The organism is Pontibacter rugosus, from assembly GCF_042678745.1.
GTDB classification, from domain to species: Bacteria; Bacteroidota; Bacteroidia; order Cytophagales; family Hymenobacteraceae; genus Pontibacter; species Pontibacter rugosus.
Genome location: NZ_JBHTLD010000110.1, coordinates 1 through 16,550, shown reverse-complemented (window position 1 = coordinate 16,550; position 16,550 = coordinate 1). Strand labels below are relative to the sequence as shown.

Below are 16,550 nucleotides of genomic sequence, written 5' to 3'. Positions count from 1 at the left end.
ATAGAGAACTAATGATAATTCTATGAAAAGAACCTTTTTGTCGCCCTTCTATCGCAGCCTGCTACTGGCGGCCTGTCTGCTGCCGCTATATAGCTGTAACAACAGCACGGATGAAGCTAATACTAACCAAGAAGAAGCTTCTGCAGCTAATAACGGTCAGCTTGAGCCACTTACTACTGATAATGCAGTTGAGAAACTACAGGCATTCGGGCAGAACAACCAGGACAGTCTGGCTGTAATCGGCACACGCTACGGTGAGATTAAAGTGCGGCTTTATAAGGACACGCCGTTGCACAGAGCTAATTTTGTTCGTCTTACCAAGGCAGGGTTTTACAATCAAGGCGAGTTTTACAGGGTAGTGCAAGGCTTTGCCGTTCAGGGTGGCGATTCTGATGAGCGCACCATGAGCCAGGGAGCTTATAAAATACCTCAAGAATTTAACCCAAAGTATATACACAAACGTGGCGCATTAGCCATGGCACGTTACGGAGATGACCGCAACCCAGATAAAGAATCATCTTCCCATAACTTCTATATCGTAACAGGAGAGTCTGTTTCTAAAGACGAACTACTGGCTTTCGAGCAAAAACACGGCATCGACTACACACTGGCGCAAGAGCAAACTTACCTCTCGGTTGGTGGTGAGCCTGGCCTGGATACAGAATATACTGTGTTCGGAGAAGTGGTGGAAGGCATGGACGTAGTAGAGAAAATTGAGCAGGAACCTGTAGATGCCTCTGATTGGCCGCGCCGGGTTATTCCACACACTATTAAAATCGTTAAAGAGTAAAAGTATTTATTAGAATGACTGGGTTACTCAGATGTGCTGGTGCATCAATCTATGTTATAGCTTGCGCCCGCAAACCATCTTTGGAAGAGTTTTATCAACAAAAATTCTCCTGGCATACAACAGCATAGACGAGCGTTAACACAGGACTAAAATTTCACACTGTACTTCAAAATAAAAGGCACTACATCACTGCAGTGCCTTTTATATAACTAGATTTGGCAGGTTTCACTGAGTATGAGCACCTGCTAAATCAACTACCAGATCTTGATTCGCTTCTCATCGCTGCGCACCATCGCATCATTCTGCTCACAACCAAAAGCCTGATAGAACTGTGGCATGTTAGCAAGCGGCCCATTGGTACGGAAACGGCCCGGTGAGTGCGGATCAGTCAGGATTTGCTGGTTCTGCGCTTCATCACGCATGTTCACGCGCCAAATCTGTGCCCAAGCCAGGAAGAAGCGCTGCTCTGGTGTTAATCCAGCTATTTTACCTGGATTCTTCTTTTCCAGAGCTTTTTGTAAAGCAGTATAGGCAATGTTAAGGCCGCCGATATCTGCAATATTTTCGCCTAAAGTAAGCTTTCCATTTACGTGCAAATTATCAAGAACCGTATACTGATCATACTGGTCTGCTACGGCGTTGGCTCGTGCCGTAAATTGCTCTTTATCTGCTTCTGACCACCAGTTTTTCAGGTTACCTTCATAGTCATACTGCGCTCCCTGATCATCAAAGCCATGCGTTAGTTCGTGACCGATAACAGCGCCCATTCCTCCGTAATTCACGGCATCATCTGCGTTAGGATCGAAAAACGGTGGCTGAAGAATACCTGCCGGGAACACGATCTCATTCATTGTCGGGTTGTAGTAGGCATTAACAGTCGGTGGTGACATAAACCACTCCTCACGATCCACTGGCTTACCGATCTTACCTATGTTGTCACGGAAGGCATATTGGCTGGCCCGCATCACGTTGGCTGCATAAGAATCGCGGCTGATGTCAAGTCCTTTATAATCTTCCCACTTGTCAGGATATCCTATTTTTACGGCAAAGGCATTTAGTTTTTGTAGTGCACGCTCCTTTGTTTCTTCGCTCATCCAATCTAAATCGCGCACGTGTTCTTTAAACGACTCCTGCAGGTTGTTTACCATATCAATCGCCTTCTGCTTAGCCTCCGGCGAGAATGTTTTCTGCACATACAGCTGCCCCAGTGCTTCTCCCAGTGCACCATCTGTAGCACGAAGCACTCGCTTCCAGCGTGGCTGCATCTCCTTGGCTCCGCTCAGTACTTTGCCGTAGAAGTTGAAGTTCTCCTGCACAAAATCCTGGCTCAGGTATGGCGCATTAGTGCGGGCAAGGTGCCACGTAGTATATGTTTTCCAATCATCCAGTGATACGTTCTTCAGCATGCTGTTCAGCTCCTTGAAGAAAGCAGGCTGGCCAACAATGATTTCTTTGGCAGCCGTAACGCCCATTCCAGACAGCAGCTGGCTTACTTTCAGGTTCGGGTTTTGCTTCGTAAAATCCTGAATGGTCATTTTATTATAGTTGGCGTAGGGGTCGCGCAGGTCTACACGGGCTTTGGAAGCCTGTGCCAACTTGGTTTCGATACTCATCACCGTCTTCGCCTTCTTCTGCGCTGCGGCTGCATCCTCGCCCAGCAACTGGAACATGTTCTGCAAATGTTTCGCATATTCGGTACGTATGGTTTTTGAGCGCTCATCATCCTTCAGGTAATAATCACGGTCAGGCAGGCCTAAACCGCCCTGCCCTGCCTGTAACGCGTATTGCGTACTGATCTTATCGTCCTGAGACACATACATACTGAAGAACCCGCTCACACCTTTGGCTTTAAGGTCAGCAACCGTTTTCACCAATTCATCTGTCGTCTTCACTGCATTTATTCTGTCCAGCTCTGTTTTGATTGGCTGAACACCCGCTTGGTTAGCAGCTACAGAATCCATTCCTACCGCATAGAAATCACCTATTAACTGTGAAGCTGAGCCTTTGGGTGCAGTAGCGTTAGATGCTGCCTCCGTAAGCAGGTCGCGTAAGATGGCATTGTTCTTTTCTGCTAACTCGTTAAAAGAGCCCCAACGGCTTTCTGATGCAGGAATCGGGTTGTTCTTTACCCAGCCACCGTTGGCATACTGATAAAAGTCCTCGCATGGATTTACCGTGGTGTCCAGGTTAGCCAGGTCGATGCCTCGCCCCATGCTCACCTCTGCTGTATTGGCTGTACTTGCTGTGTTGCCCTCTGTGGTAGAGGAAGAGCTACAGCCCCCGAGCAGCATACCAGCCAGCACCGCAGAAAACGGATAGAAGTATGTTTTTTTCATTTGATTGATAGTTTTTTAGGCGAATAAATTACTACTTTTTTAAGCCAGATTCAAATTAAGCACCCTTTCGTAAGACATAGAGTTGCTGAGTAAACCTGAAAAGTCTATTTTGGCTCTCTGAAACGAGCTAAAATAGTTAATGTATGGTAGCCGAAAAGAAAACGTATACTGTTCTTAACAACAGCACCTACTGCGAGATCCGGCACGACACAGAACTGCAGGCACTGGTACTGACTTATAAACGCAGTGGTGCATCAGAAGAATTCCGTGCCATACACCACGAGTTGCTGCTTTTGATGGGAAAAGTGCGGGTAAACAGGCTTCTTGTAAATACTTTGAAGCTAGGCGCTGTGGCTCCAGAAGACCAACGCTGGCTAGGGCATGCCATGATCCCAAGCCTTGCTAAGCAAACCCCTGCACTGTATCTTTTCGCTGCTGTACTTGTACCTGAGAATATCTTCACAAAGCTGGCAGTAGAGCAAGTAGAAGGGATTTCGGAGGCAACGGGCACCTGCACCAACAGGCATTTCAGTTCGTATACAGAGGCTAAGAACTGGTTACGAAAACAGCTACCCCTTTCGTAGCAACCGTTTATAAACCAGCATTAGTTGCTCCTGCGGTACTCCAAGTTTGTATAAAGTATAAATAAGGTAATAGCCTACCTGCAAACGGTAAATTCCGTGCACTTTATACTTACGGGCCGAGGTAGTGACCCGATGCGGCAGCACTATAAATGGCTTGATGCGGCGCAACCTCTCAATTATCTCCTGATCTTCCAGTAAAAGCAGACGCTCATCAAAGCCCTCGCTTTCATGAAATATATCCCGCAGTACAAACAGGCTCTGATCTCCAAAGCGCACAGCATTTACATCAAACCGGGTGAACCAAGCATTTATGCGCAAAAACCAATGCGGCACATCAAACTTCAGTCGAAAGCAGCCACTGCCAAAACCTTCTTCTACTGCCTTCCTTATCTGTGCTTCAAACCCGGCGGGCGGATAGGTATCTGCGTGCAGGAAGTATAAAACATCTCCCGATGCAGCCATCGCTCCGGCATTCATTTGCGGTGCGCGACCTTTAAATCCGTTCAACAGCACCCTTGCCCCCATTTCCTCAGCAATGCGTCGAGTAGCATCGGTGCTTTGTCCATCTGCCACTATTATCTCTGTACCTATACTTGTGTGCTGCTGCAGGTATACCAACAGCTTGCCTATTTCGGCTTCTTCGTTAAGTGTGGGTATGATGATGCTGAGTTTCAATTTATATGATTTGGGAAGTATGGCTAGGTACGTACCTAAGGCATGATTTAGTTTTATACGTTGGAGAAGAAACAAAACGCCCCGGCTACCAAAGTAACCGGGGCGCTATTAAGTATAAACCGATAGCCTATTGTACCGGGCGGTTCTTCACATACTTCTCCAGCCACTGGTCCATCTCCCACAACATGTGTAAGACAGATTCTTTAGCACGATACCCGTGGCTCTCTGCTGGCAAAAATACCAGACGGGCCGTAGCACCATGTCCTTTTAACGCATTGTAGAAGCGCTCGCTTTGGATCGGAAAAGTACCTGAGTTGTTATCTGCCTCACCATGTATAAGCAGAATCGGCTCATTCACTTTGTCTGCAAAGGAGAAAGGCGACATCTGGAAGTATACTTCCGGTGCATCCCAGTAGGTACGCTCCTCTGCCTGAAAACCAAACGGCGTCAGGGTACGGTTATAGGCTCCGCTTCGGGCAATGCCGGCAGCAAACAAGTCTGAGTGCGCCAGCAGGTTACCCGTCATAAAGGCTCCATATGAGTGCCCGCCCACGGCAACGCGCTTCGGATCAACCACACCCATTTTCACTACCTCATCTATAGCCGCTTTCGCACTTGATACCAGCTGCTTCACATAGGTATCGTTTGGCTGCGCATCGCCTTCACCTACAATCGGAATATCCGTTCTATCAAGTATGGCATAGCCCTGCGTTACCCAGAACAAAGGAGAACCCCAGCTGATACGCGTAAACTCGTAAGGAGAACTTTTTACCTGACCGGCAGCAGCAGCGTTTTTGAACTCACGCGGGTAAGCCCACAGTAACATCGGCAACGGGGCATCGCCTTTCTTGAAGTCCTTTGGCAAGTATAAAACGGCTGTCAGGTTCACCCCATCTTCACGCTTGTACTGCAGCATCTGCTTTTGCACACCTTCCAGTTGTGGGTTCGGGTGCGGAAACTTTGTAATCTGCGTCAGCTGCTTGTCATCCATGTCGCGCACAAAATAATTGGGCGGATCATTTTCAGATTCTCTTCTCGTGATGATTTTTTTGCTGTTCAGATCAATAATATCTACCGGACGCTCATAATAAGGAGCCTCTGAGCGCCATAAGATATCTGCTTTCTTAGATTTCAGGTTGAACTCGCTTACGTATGGACGGTTACCCTCGGGAGAGCCACCTTCAGAGATCATGTAGATATTCTGCTTCTTTTTATCTGTGAGCAGCACACGGCGGCCATACTTGTTCTTGGTGAAAACAGGCGAACCCGGATCAGTATAGTTGTCTTCGTAAGAGCGCTCGATCAGCACTACGCCAGCCTTTGAAGGTTTGCTTGGATCAACCAGCGTGCTGCGTTCCATACGGTTTTTCCACCAGCGCTCGTTCACGATGGCCATATTATCACCCCAGCTCATGCCACGATAGCGGTATTTGGTAGAAGCTAACTTGGCAGGTTTTGCTGTGAAGGGAGCAGCCAGCATGTATACATTGTCCCGGATGGCAGCCTCTTTGTTCGCGTCTCCCTCGTCCTGCGCTTCTGCCCAATATAACGTAGCAGGTACATCAGGTCTCCAGTTATAGCCGCGCGGGCCTTTGGCCACGGCATCAAACGCAATCGGTATATCTTCGGCCAGTGGCAGTTGTGCCAGCTCCTTTATTTTTTGACCGTTGCGGTTCCATACTTCTACTTTATAAGGAAAGTAGTAATGCGGCACCAGGTAAGAGTAGGGTTTTTGAATTGTCTCAACCAACAAGTATTGTCCATCGGGGGATGTATCAAAGCTTTTGATGATGCCCGCCTCCCCTATCGGCTGCTGCTGCCCATCCAGCGTCACCAGCTTCAGCTGCGTCTGCATGTAGTAATCAAACAGCTGCTCATCGTAGCGGTTTTTCAGCAAATCCTGGTAAGTACGCGAAGGCTTCACCTTGCCCATGTTCTGCTGCACCGTCGGGCCAGCAGGCGCTGTGGGCATTTTAGGCATTTCGCCACGCTTCTCGTCCACAAACTTTACCGCAAGCGTTTTGCTATCGGCGAGCCACTCAAATGGGCTTCCGCTGTAGGCATCATTCACCACAGCTTCTGTTAGTTTTTTTGCTTGCCTGGTGCCCAGGTCTGCCATCCACAGTTCTATGCCATTTGCTATTGTGTTCGTAAAAGCAATTGTCTTTTCATCAGGAGACCAGGTAATATTCGACAGCTTTGCATTTTGCGGTAAGCCTTTAATCTGAAACTCCTCTCCGTTGCTTACCTTCTTTAGGGTGAGTGCATTGTAATAGTAGCCGCGGCTTTGGCCGTTTGTAGCAGGATTGATGCGCATACCGGCCAGGCGGCTTTCCGGTGCCGACACTTCCTCTATACTTGGGTAGCCTGGGCTTTCAAGCAGAAGCATCCAATCGCCTTTGCCACTGATACTGACCGATGGCGTGTTAGGTGCTTCGATAATGGCTGCTATGGTTTCTGGGGGGCGCTGATAGCCCACGTTTACATCCTGCCCTCCTTGTGCCAGGGCAGCAGGTGCAGATCCGCCCAGGAGCAGCAGGCACAGCAGGTGTGCTCCCACACACTTTGCTGATCTGTTTTTGGTGATGATCATAGTCGATAGATTGAAGTTTAGTTGAAGTATAGACTACAGATAAGTAATAGGGTTTAAATTACTATATTACACTTACAGCATTTAATCTCCTATTATTCTATACAAGCAGCATAATGCTTTACTTGACAGAGCATTGCCTGCACCTATACTTGCCTATGTAGTAAAACTTGTCTTTATTTATACTACCAATTAACGTTACAACCTTTATTTAACCTTATGAAAAAAACCTCACTACTCGCTTTAGCCCTTATGCTGCAGGTGGCCTTTGTAGCGAAGGCCCAACAGGAGCCTGTGGACCTTGACATGGTGCACCGCATTAAACAGGAAGGCCTGCAGAACTCGCAGGTAATGAAAATTGCTTTTTACCTGACAGATGTGTCGGGGCCGCGTTTATCTGGCTCTCCTGGGCTGGCACGTGCCAACGACTGGGCTAAGAAACAATTAACGGAGTGGGGTTTAAAAAATGCACACCTAGAAGAGTGGGGAGACTTTGGCCGTGGCTGGGAAATAGAGAAATCATACATTGCGATGGCGGCACCATACTACCAGCAACTAATCGCCACACCAAAAGCATGGACGCCCAGCACCAATGGAGAAGTGAAAGCAGAGGCTATACTTGTGACGCTGGACAAGGAAGAAGACCTGCAGCAGTATAAAGGCAAACTGGCGGGCAAAATTATACTTACCAAAATCGATAACGAAGCGAAGACTACTTTTGCAGCCGATGCCAAGCGATATTCTGAAGAAGAACTGCACGAAATGGCTATGAGCCTGGAAGCCAGCAGAACCCAGAGCAGCTGGACACCAGAGCGCATCGCGGAATACCGCGCCCGCATGGCCTTACGCAACAAAGCCGTAGAGTTCTTTAAAGAAGAAGGAGCAGCAGTTGTGCTTAGCACTCGCGGAGGCATGCACGGCACGCACTTTACCAGCAATGGCGCACCTTATGCACCTGATGCCAAGCCTGCACTTCCTGAACTGGAATTGGGCCTGGAAGATTACAATCGCATCGTGCGCCTGCTAGAAGCAAACCAGCCTGTAAAACTGGAAGTGGAAACTAAAACCCGCTTCTTCGACAACGACATGAAAGGCTACAATGTGGTCGCAGAAATACCGGGCACAGATAAAAAACTAAAGAATGAAGTAGTAATGCTAGGTGGCCACATTGACTCCTGGCATGGCTCCACAGGTGCTACCGACAATGCAGCCGGCGTAGCAGTAATGATGGAAGCTGTTCGGATTCTGCAGTCTATGGGTATCAAACCAAAACGCACCATCCGCATTGCGCTCTGGACAGGTGAAGAGCAAGGTATACACGGCTCCAGAGGCTATGTAAAGCAGCATTTCGGCGACCCGGCAACAATGCAACTAACTAAGGAGCACGAAAAGCTATCAGCATACTATAACCTCGACAATGGTACCGGCAAAATCCGGGGCATTTATTTACAAGGCAACGATGCAGTACGCCCGCTTATGGAAGCCTGGCTAGCTCCCTTCCATGACTTGGGCGCTACAACGGTTACTATCAGAAATACGGGAGGCACAGACCATCTCTCATTTGATGCTGTTGGTCTGCCTGGCTTCCAGTTTATACAAGACGAGATTGACTACGACACCCGCACCCACCATACCAACCAGGATTCTTATGATCGTCTGCAGGCCGACGACTTGAAACAGGCGGCTACAATTGTGGCATCTATGGTTTACCACACTGCCATGCGCGACAAAAAGTTACCACGCAAACCGTTGCCAAAGCCTCGCCAGGCTTCATAAGCGTCACTTCAAATTCAACAGCAGAAGCAGGAGCAGGTAGTTGCTCCTGCTTCTGCTGTTTTTGTTTGGTGCCAAGCTCATCACATTATCTTATTTGCAGCCCTTGCTGTAGTTCAATGCTGCACTTATCATCACAAAAATCTCACTTACATACACTTATAAATTAAGTTAAAAATAAATGTAGTTTTATGTAACCCAAATATTCAATTCCTCCATGTTATCCGAACTAACTCTCTAAAGTTATAGTTACCAAGGTCAGCAGATGATAATGAGAGTGAGAACATGATAGAACTAAAGAGCGCAACCGGCAAGACATACTTAACCATACAACTTGACCAAAAGAACAAGTGGCTTTATAATAACTGGACAGGCTATGTAAGCACAGATAATGTTCGCCAGGGCGCTATCTCCTTTCTGGAATTATTAGAGGAATCAGACTGCAGCTACTCTTTAACAGATAACCGTGAACTAGTAGGCCCCTGGGAAAAATCTTTAACTTGGATAAGAACTGACTGGATTCCGGCAGCAAAAAAAGCCGGGTTACGATATCATGCCCACGTCGTAAATCAAGACTCTTTTGCTGAGGCTGCAGCAAATAAAATGATAACCTATACTGGGGATGCTTTTGAGATGCGGGTTTTCACTAAATTGACAGATGCACAGGACTGGCTACAGAAAAAGATGCTGGTAGCTGTATAAAGATTTATAATTGATCTACTTGTGTATATTTGCTCTTCCAAAACTTACACTTACCAGTTTTCCGTACAACCGATACATGAGCAAAAGTTTTAATACCCCCGATAAAGTTATTTATGTATGCACAGGTAGCAAGTGTAAAAAGAAAGGCGGCAAAGACCTGAGCAAGCTGTTCAGAAGTATGATTAAGGATGCGGGGCTAAAGGGGCAGGTAGAGGTGGTTAAAACCGACTGCACAGACCGTTGTGATTTCGCCCCGGTTATCAGCATGCAACCAGCCAATGCCTGGCTAGCTCATACTGATGAACATAAGGCTAAGGAGGCTTTTCAGCATCACATACTTCACAAATCCGAGTAAAAACTTTATAAACAGAAAGGCCTCTAAGCTAGCTTAGAGGCCTTTCTGTTTATAAGTGATGCATGTACTATGCTTCGTACGTGTTCTCGTATGAGATTTTAGGTACTCGCTTATCAATTTCGTAACGCCCGGTACCTTCTTCGCCAATCAACTCAAATAGCTCGAGGGCACGGCGAGCTACATACTCTTCTTCAATCTGCTCCATCAGGAACCACTGTATAAAGGAGAAGGTAACGTAGTCTTTCTCTTTCTGGCACTTGTCGGCAATGCGGTTAAAAGATTGCGTAACAGCAATTTCCTGCTGTAAAGCCATTTCAAACACGTTTCTGAACGAATCAAACTCAACCTGCACACCACTGATTTCGGGAGAAACAGCGCGGCCGCCCATGTCTGACACATATTTGAACAGACGCAGCATATGCTCACGCTCCTCATCGGATTGCTTCTTAAAATAGCCCGCGCTAAAGTCAAAGCCATTACGGTCGCACCAGCTACTCATGGCTAAGTACATAGCCGATGCCTCTGCTTCCATCTTAATCTGTTCGTTCAGTATTTGTTCTATACTCTCTGTAAGAGAGGTTCTAAGTCTTAGTAAATCCTTCATATAAATTGGGTGTTTCTGTAATACTCTTCTACGGCACCTAATCTAGTGCTCCTTATAGATACCTCAAATAAAGAACATTGGTTGTTGGATAGCAATACTCTCTGGAAATTCGGAAGCAGTCTAAATAAAAAGAGCACAACTTGTTAGCTGTGCTCTTCCTTCTATCAAATCGAAAACCTTTTCTTATACCAACTCTGCATTCAGGTACTGGTGCAGCATACTGTTAAGCTCCATCATAAAACGCGCAGCATTAAGCAACTCTCTGAAAGCAATAAGCTCAGCCAGGGTAAGCACAAAACAGCGGTCACAGCCGCAAACAGAGATAATTTCGTAATCAGCGGAGCGTGCAGGGCAGCTAGCCATCGCCTCCAGATCGATACTATCCACTACTCGTTTCAGCCTCAGAAACGCCTCTACCTTCAGCACAGTTAACTGACCTGCAAAGTTCAAAACCAACCGGTTCCTACGGTCGCACTGATGAACAGAACCTGTTTCTGAAGTATAAATATCGGCTGTATGTGTGGCTGTATGCTTCATGGGGCGTATCTTAGCTGTAGTCCTCAAGACTATACTGCAAATCTAATCACTATTTAGAATCAGTCCAATTAAAACACAAAGTTATTTAGAATTAGTTTAGATAAATCATTTTATGGAAACGCAAGGTTTAGATAAAGTTATACTTAAAGAGAAGTTTAGCCAGATTCAGGATCATTGGAACCCGCGCATTGTAGGCGAGCTGAACGGGCAGCAGGTAAAACTGGCAAAGTTTCTGGGCCCCTTCGATTGGCACCACCACGAGCACGAAGATGAGTTCTTTATGGTGATAAAAGGAGAATTTGAATTGCACCTGCGCGATAAGGTTGTAACGCTACGGCCAGGGGAGTTTATGATTGTGCCTCGAGGTGTAGAGCATAAGCCTGTGGCCAACGTGGAAGCAGAGGTTTTAATGTTTGAGCCAGCCAGCACCGTTAATACCGGTAATCTAGAGCACAGCGATCGTACCCGCAAGGATTTGGAGCGGCTGTAGGTTAAGTTTTATACTTGCCCCCAGCCTTCTCCTGTCATCTCGAATGAAATGAGATATCTATCTGGAATTCAGAGAAGATCTCTCCTATCGTCGAGATGACAGTTATGTGCTATTACTCTGTTTGTAACTAATAACAAGTATAAAGACTTGGTGCCGCAGTAAAGTATTAGCTTTACGCCTGCTTCAGCTTCGGGGCTTTGGTAAGTATGATTTTAAGGTTTAGCCGTACTATTTCGCCCATGTTGGCACATTTCAGGAATTCGTCTGATTTATGATGCTGCGCCAGCTCCTGCTTTAGCTGCTCTATTTTATCAGGCGTTGAGATAGTGTCGTTGCGCATGCAGTCTATCAGGTCTTTCAGACGATAACGGGAGGAGCGCAGGCGGCGGAACATCAACGTTCGCTCTTCATTCTGGTACTGCTTTACCACATCAGGCTTTAAGAGCGTCACCACCAGATCAACTATGGCGTTATTATCTTTAAAAAACTGCGGCAGGTACATGGTCTTTTTCCCTTCGTAGGTCTGCTGGTCAAAATCTATTGGCCGCACTCTATACTGCTCGTCTTCGAAATCTGGCGTGACATCTACCACATAATTGTAAGAGCGCATGTCGCCGAGCAGGCGCACAAAGCAACGCTCGTTAAACTTCACAAATTCTTTGGCAATGCGCACTTTATTGGTGGTCGGCCGCTTCACAAAATCCTTGATAAACACATCACCGGGTATGCCTGCAATATGTTCTTCAATCAGGGTGTCTCCGTCTACAAAATAGTTAATTCTACTTGGCGAAAGAATGTGCTCCAGCTCCAGCCCATAGATGCGAGAGGCATCGGCACGCTTTACATAAAAATAGTCGTAGTTGTCGTTTAGCTGGTTCATGATCTGCACCCGGAATGGATTGGAGTTACCAAAAGTACAGTAATCAATGCGCGACACGTACAGGTGCTCCATCACCGACATATCTCCGTCTGTTTTGAGCAGGGCGTAGATAATAGTCAGGCCATCTTTTAGCTCCTGCTGCATGTGCTGGTCGTATATTACCGACTCCCAAAGCGTGTCATTGCCTTTTTTGTCGTAATACGGATACGCATCGGAGTAATGCAACAGGTCTTCGTAGCGAACCGGCAGTTGCGTTTCGCGGTCGTAGTGGTGCAGGTATTTCCGCAGTTCCTCCTGCACTGTGTAAAACAGCTTCTTTTTAGAGATGTACACCTGCTTAAATTATAAATTAGAAATTATGAATTAGAAATGGTACTCATTCTTGTGCTTAGTACGCACACCAGCCGAAATGTGTCTTCCACACAATTTCTACTTTTTTATTTCTAATTCATAATTCTGGAAACTATGTTTCCAGCAGGTTATTCTGGTTTAGCACCTGAAGCACTTCGTTCTTGTAGAATCGGCCAATAGGAATTTCGGATTTACCAATGTCTACGGCTGTAGCAGAGAAAGCCTGAATTTTATCAAGGGCTACGATAAAAGAACGGTGAATACGCAGGAATCTGTCATTAGGAAGTTTCTCTTCCAGGAAAGATATCTTCTGGTAAGAGATGATTTCTTTTGTCTCTGTTTTTACACGGATATAGTCTTTCAGGCTCTCTATGTATAGAATATCAGCGAGCATTACCTTCACCATTTTCTTATCAGCCTTTAGGTAAATGAAGGTCTCTTTGTAGTCTGATGGACTGTTGGCTACCTGTATAATGGAAGGCTGTACCACAACAGGTTGCTGCGGCTCCTGCGCCGATACTTTAGACACAGCTTTCAGGAAGCGCTCAAAAGCGATTGGCTTTAGCAGGTAATCTACGGCATTCAACTCAAAGCCCTCCACGGCATAATCACGATAGGCTGTAGTAAAAATCACCTTAGGGGGGTGAGCCAGAGATTTCAGAAAATCAATGCCTGTTAGCTTGGGCATTTGTATGTCGAGGAAGATCAGGTCGATGTGCTCGCTTTGCAGGCAACTGTATGCTTCCACAGCATTGTTGCAGCGGCATACCAGCTCCAGGTTATCCAGTCTTTGGACAAATGTCTCCAGCACATCTAATGCCAGCGGCTCATCATCCACAATCATACAGCGTAGCTTCATATATCTATTTTTGGGGCACAGTATCTTTAACTCAACTCACAGCTCCTACATACTATGCTAAAGTATAAAACAGATTAAATTGAGTTCTGCGTATTTTAAAATGTCACTTCCAGCCTGGCAGCGTAACTGTCTGCTTCATCTTCGATCTCCAGCTCATAACGATCTTCATATAACAGCTCCAGGCGGCGTTGCAGGTTTTTTAAACCAATACCAGACGCCATATCACGGTTGCTGCTGCTGGCTTTGTCGCCGCACTTACAGTTTTCTACCAGCAGGACGAGTTCTTCTTCTGTTACTTTTACGTCTATCCTGATCCAGGCATTCTCGGTTTCGGTGCTTACGCCATGCTTGAAAGCATTCTCAACGAAGGGCAGCAAAAGCATAGGGGCCACTTGCTTGCCGGCTATACTTCCGGTAGCAGCTAAATGCACATCTACCCGATCTCCATAACGTACCTTCTCCAGCGCAATGTAATTTTTGATGTAATCCAGCTCTTTTTCCAGGGGCACCATCGCAGCGTTGGCATCGTGCAGCATATAATCCATCAAACCAGCTAGCTTGAGTACTACCTCAGGTGCATTGTCAGACTTCTTCAGCGTGAGTGAGTATAGGCTGTTAAGCGTGTTAAAGAGGAAGTGAGGATGTATCTGCCCTTTTAAAAATTTCAGCTCTGCCTCTAGCTTATCCTGCGTTAGGTTTTGGGCTGCCTGCTGGTGGCTATACCAGTTCTTGAGCAACGCAATAACTGCCGTGATGGCCACCACATAGTTAACGTTTACAATATTTTTGACAAAGCGGTAAAGCGTCAGGTTATCTTCGGTACAGGTGGTGGGGCAAAAGATGGGGTGTATCAGAAAAGGAAGCAGCACAAACTGCATCAGCGCGCCAATGGCACCTGTCAGCAAAAGCAGGTATACGAAAAACTCCAGGTAGCGCTTCTGCAACAGGTAACGCGGCATGAGGTAGTACATATTAAAGTATACCAGCGCTATTTTAAAAGGCAGCTCCACCAGCTCCACCATAAAGGCATTGTAGTAATCATCGATGTAACTGCCGTAAAGCAACCCGAAGAACACTACGTACACGGTCCAGAAGGACAAGTGCAACAGCAGGCGGTTCTGTGTTATACTTCTCACTTCAGGCAGGCTCCAGGTAGCGCCCGTCTCCAGGGTATTGGCCGTACTCAACTTTATCTCCATGTTACAAAGGTAAAAGTTCTTTCGCTTATGCCCACTGTGGCTCAGCGCTTTTAGACAATAAGCCACACCTGCGCGCCCAGAAACAGGCTATACTTGCCCAACAGCTTATACCTGGAAAGATTTAAAGGGAAGTATAGAATAGAAAGGGCTTATCTGCTTGTATTGGATAGATAGTTGGAGTAGGTACTCCTGTTACACACTAGCTACCCTTCATTTCAATAATGGAAACAGCCAATGCTAAAACTTTGTATCTTTGAATATAAGATAAGCATATGGCTGAATTCATAGAAAAATATATAAACCCCTTCACTGATTACGGTTTCAAAAGGTTATTCGGGGAAGAACCCAATAAGGATTTGCTCCTCGACTTCCTGAACGTGCTGCTAAGAGAAGAGCAGGGCGAGATTATAGACCTCACCTATCTTAAAAATGAGCAGCTGGGAACTGGTGAAGTAGACAGAAAAGCTATTTTTGACATCTACTGTGAGAATGAGAGAGGCGAGAAGTTCATTGTGGAGTTGCAGAAAACCAAGCAGAACTTCTTCAAAGACAGAACCGTCTACTATTCCACCTTTCCAATCCGTGAGCAGGCAAAAAGGGCAGACTGGAATTATGAACTGAAAGCTGTTTACACCATAGCCATTCTTGATTTTGTGTTTGATGAGGATAGAAAAGACCCTGCAAAGTTTCGCTATGACATTAAGTTAGCGGACATAGAGACAAAGGAAGTATTTTACGATAAACTCACCTTCATCTACCTGGAGATGCCTAAGTTCAATAAGACGGTTGATGAACTGGAGACAAGGTTTGACAAATGGCTGTACGTGATACGCAACCTCAATAGATTGGATAAAGTCCCTGACAAGCTGCGGGAGCGTGTGTTTGAGAAGCTCTTTGAGACGGCCGAGATTGCCAGATTTACGCCTGACCAGATTCGTTCCTATGAAGACAGCTTGAAATATTACAGGGACATGAAGAATTCGCTGGATACGGCAAGAGAAGAAGGGCTATTGGAGGGAATAGAAAAAGGAATAGAAAAAGGAATAGAAAGAGTAGCCGAAAACATGCTGAAAAAAGGCATCGCCGTTGAAGTGATATCTGATACCACAGGGCTGACAGAGCAGCAAATAGAGAAGTTACAGAAGAAGAAAAGCGAAGGGTAATCCAGCCTATATAGTACGCTCAGCTACGCCTCACACACCTTATCAGGCAAGACCGTTGGGTACAAGCATAGAAATATCGCTACAACATGACAGATAAATTAAGAAATGAATTTGACGTCGTTTGTAAAGGGATCGTAATTCCTTTTTTCAAAGACCTTGGCTTTAGACGAAAGATGCTTCATTTTTCAAGACAAGTTAACGACATAACACAGTGTTTTAATGTTCAGAAAAGTCAATGGAATTCATACAATGACAGCATTACATTCATCTTTAATTTCGGTTTTTACAACGCCGAAATTTCTTCAATTGTAGCTGACAAAAAAATTGATCTGGAATTCCCTAAAACTTACGACTGCTTTGTTCAAAATAGACTTGGGACTTTTTCCCATAACAGAGACCATTGGTATACCTTGTCACAGAATATTGATGCAACAATAACTGCGGAAAAAATTAAATCAGACCTTGAAAAGCACCTAAAGCCGATGTTTGAGAACTATACTTCTCTTGAAAATTTAAAATTGCTTATAAATAAAGACGAAGAATATTTTACTTCAACACTTTCACCTTATTACCTTATTGCTTTTTATATGCTGACAAATCAAGTAGATAAAGGCCGATTAGCAATCAAAGAACATTATAAAATGGCATTGACTCCTCAAACC

General features: G+C 45.8%; 16 protein-coding genes. 8 read left to right on the top strand and 8 right to left on the bottom strand.

Annotation, left to right across the window (positions count from 1 at the left end; all coding sequences use genetic code 11):
• Window positions 1–22 precede the first annotated feature (22 nt).
• Window positions 23–790: a peptidylprolyl isomerase gene (locus ACFQ2O_RS12545; RefSeq protein WP_377528097.1), complete on the top strand. Its 768-nt coding sequence runs from the start codon at window positions 23–25 to the stop codon at window positions 788–790.
• 254 nt (window positions 791–1,044) lie between these two features.
• On the opposite strand, the gene ACFQ2O_RS12540 is transcribed toward ACFQ2O_RS12545, so the two are convergent.
• Window positions 1,045–3,126 (bottom strand): M13 family metallopeptidase, encoded by a 2,082-nt coding sequence (locus tag ACFQ2O_RS12540; RefSeq protein ID WP_377528095.1) that lies wholly within the window; start codon window positions 3,124–3,126, stop codon window positions 1,045–1,047.
• Between the two features lie 143 nt (window positions 3,127–3,269).
• On the opposite strand from ACFQ2O_RS12540, the gene ACFQ2O_RS12535 reads away from it, so the two are divergent.
• On the top strand, window positions 3,270–3,710 hold the full coding sequence (locus ACFQ2O_RS12535) for a hypothetical protein (RefSeq protein WP_377528093.1): 441 nt from the start codon (window positions 3,270–3,272) through the stop codon (window positions 3,708–3,710).
• Here the strand turns inward: ACFQ2O_RS12535 and ACFQ2O_RS12530 are convergent.
• Together ACFQ2O_RS12530 and ACFQ2O_RS12525 are read right to left on the bottom strand one after the other, a co-directional pair.
• Window positions 3,696–4,385: a TIGR04283 family arsenosugar biosynthesis glycosyltransferase gene (locus ACFQ2O_RS12530; protein WP_377528091.1), complete on the bottom strand. Its 690-nt coding sequence runs from the start codon at window positions 4,383–4,385 to the stop codon at window positions 3,696–3,698. The genes ACFQ2O_RS12535 and ACFQ2O_RS12530 overlap by 15 nt on opposite strands.
• A 127-nt stretch (window positions 4,386–4,512) precedes the next feature.
• The gene (locus ACFQ2O_RS12525) at window positions 4,513–6,978 is read right to left on the bottom strand and encodes a S9 family peptidase (protein ID WP_377528089.1); all 2,466 of its coding nucleotides are present in this window, start codon (window positions 6,976–6,978) and stop codon (window positions 4,513–4,515) included.
• 216 nt (window positions 6,979–7,194) lie between these two features.
• On the opposite strand from ACFQ2O_RS12525, the gene ACFQ2O_RS12520 reads away from it, so the two are divergent.
• From ACFQ2O_RS12520 to ACFQ2O_RS12510, 3 genes are all read left to right on the top strand, one after another.
• Window positions 7,195–8,751 carry a M28 family metallopeptidase gene (locus tag ACFQ2O_RS12520; protein ID WP_377528087.1) on the top strand — a complete coding sequence of 519 codons (1,557 nt, stop codon included), beginning with the start codon at window positions 7,195–7,197 and terminating at the stop codon, window positions 8,749–8,751.
• A gap of 282 nt (window positions 8,752–9,033) precedes the next feature.
• The gene (locus ACFQ2O_RS12515; RefSeq protein ID WP_377528085.1) at window positions 9,034–9,450 is read left to right on the top strand and encodes a hypothetical protein; all 417 of its coding nucleotides are present in this window, start codon (window positions 9,034–9,036) and stop codon (window positions 9,448–9,450) included.
• Window positions 9,451–9,526: 76 nt separating this feature from the next.
• The gene (locus ACFQ2O_RS12510; protein ID WP_377528083.1) at window positions 9,527–9,805 is read left to right on the top strand and encodes a (2Fe-2S) ferredoxin domain-containing protein; all 279 of its coding nucleotides are present in this window, start codon (window positions 9,527–9,529) and stop codon (window positions 9,803–9,805) included.
• Window positions 9,806–9,872: 67 nt separating this feature from the next.
• Here the strand turns inward: ACFQ2O_RS12510 and ACFQ2O_RS12505 are convergent, their stop codons facing one another.
• Both ACFQ2O_RS12505 and ACFQ2O_RS12500 read right to left on the bottom strand, forming a co-directional pair.
• Window positions 9,873–10,409, bottom strand: coding sequence for a ferritin (locus tag ACFQ2O_RS12505; RefSeq protein WP_377528081.1), 537 nt, complete (start codon window positions 10,407–10,409; stop codon window positions 9,873–9,875).
• A gap of 183 nt (window positions 10,410–10,592) precedes the next feature.
• Window positions 10,593–10,946, bottom strand: coding sequence for a hypothetical protein (locus tag ACFQ2O_RS12500; protein ID WP_377528079.1), 354 nt, complete (start codon window positions 10,944–10,946; stop codon window positions 10,593–10,595).
• 112 nt (window positions 10,947–11,058) lie between these two features.
• On the opposite strand from ACFQ2O_RS12500, the gene ACFQ2O_RS12495 reads away from it, so the two are divergent.
• Window positions 11,059–11,436: a cupin domain-containing protein gene (locus ACFQ2O_RS12495; protein ID WP_377528077.1), complete on the top strand. Its 378-nt coding sequence runs from the start codon at window positions 11,059–11,061 to the stop codon at window positions 11,434–11,436.
• A 172-nt stretch (window positions 11,437–11,608) separates the two neighbouring features.
• On the opposite strand, the gene ACFQ2O_RS12490 is transcribed toward ACFQ2O_RS12495, so the two are convergent.
• The 3 genes from ACFQ2O_RS12490 to ACFQ2O_RS12480 form a co-directional block, all read right to left on the bottom strand.
• On the bottom strand, window positions 11,609–12,649 hold the full coding sequence (locus ACFQ2O_RS12490) for a hypothetical protein (RefSeq protein WP_377528075.1): 1,041 nt from the start codon (window positions 12,647–12,649) through the stop codon (window positions 11,609–11,611).
• 130 nt (window positions 12,650–12,779) lie between these two features.
• Entirely contained in the window at window positions 12,780–13,526 is a 747-nt protein-coding gene (locus ACFQ2O_RS12485; protein WP_377528073.1) for a LytR/AlgR family response regulator transcription factor, read from the bottom strand.
• Window positions 13,527–13,621: 95 nt separating this feature from the next.
• Window positions 13,622–14,725 carry a sensor histidine kinase gene (locus ACFQ2O_RS12480; RefSeq protein ID WP_377528071.1) on the bottom strand — a complete coding sequence of 368 codons (1,104 nt, stop codon included), beginning with the start codon at window positions 14,723–14,725 and terminating at the stop codon, window positions 13,622–13,624.
• A 272-nt stretch (window positions 14,726–14,997) separates the two neighbouring features.
• Here ACFQ2O_RS12480 and ACFQ2O_RS12475 point away from each other — a divergent pair, with 272 nt between their 5' ends.
• Together ACFQ2O_RS12475 and ACFQ2O_RS12470 are read left to right on the top strand one after the other, a co-directional pair.
• Window positions 14,998–15,888, top strand: coding sequence for an Rpn family recombination-promoting nuclease/putative transposase (locus ACFQ2O_RS12475; protein ID WP_377528068.1), 891 nt, complete (start codon window positions 14,998–15,000; stop codon window positions 15,886–15,888).
• A gap of 86 nt (window positions 15,889–15,974) precedes the next feature.
• Window positions 15,975–16,550: DUF4304 domain-containing protein (locus ACFQ2O_RS12470; protein WP_377528066.1), on the top strand; the 576-nt coding region annotated here is incomplete at its 3' end.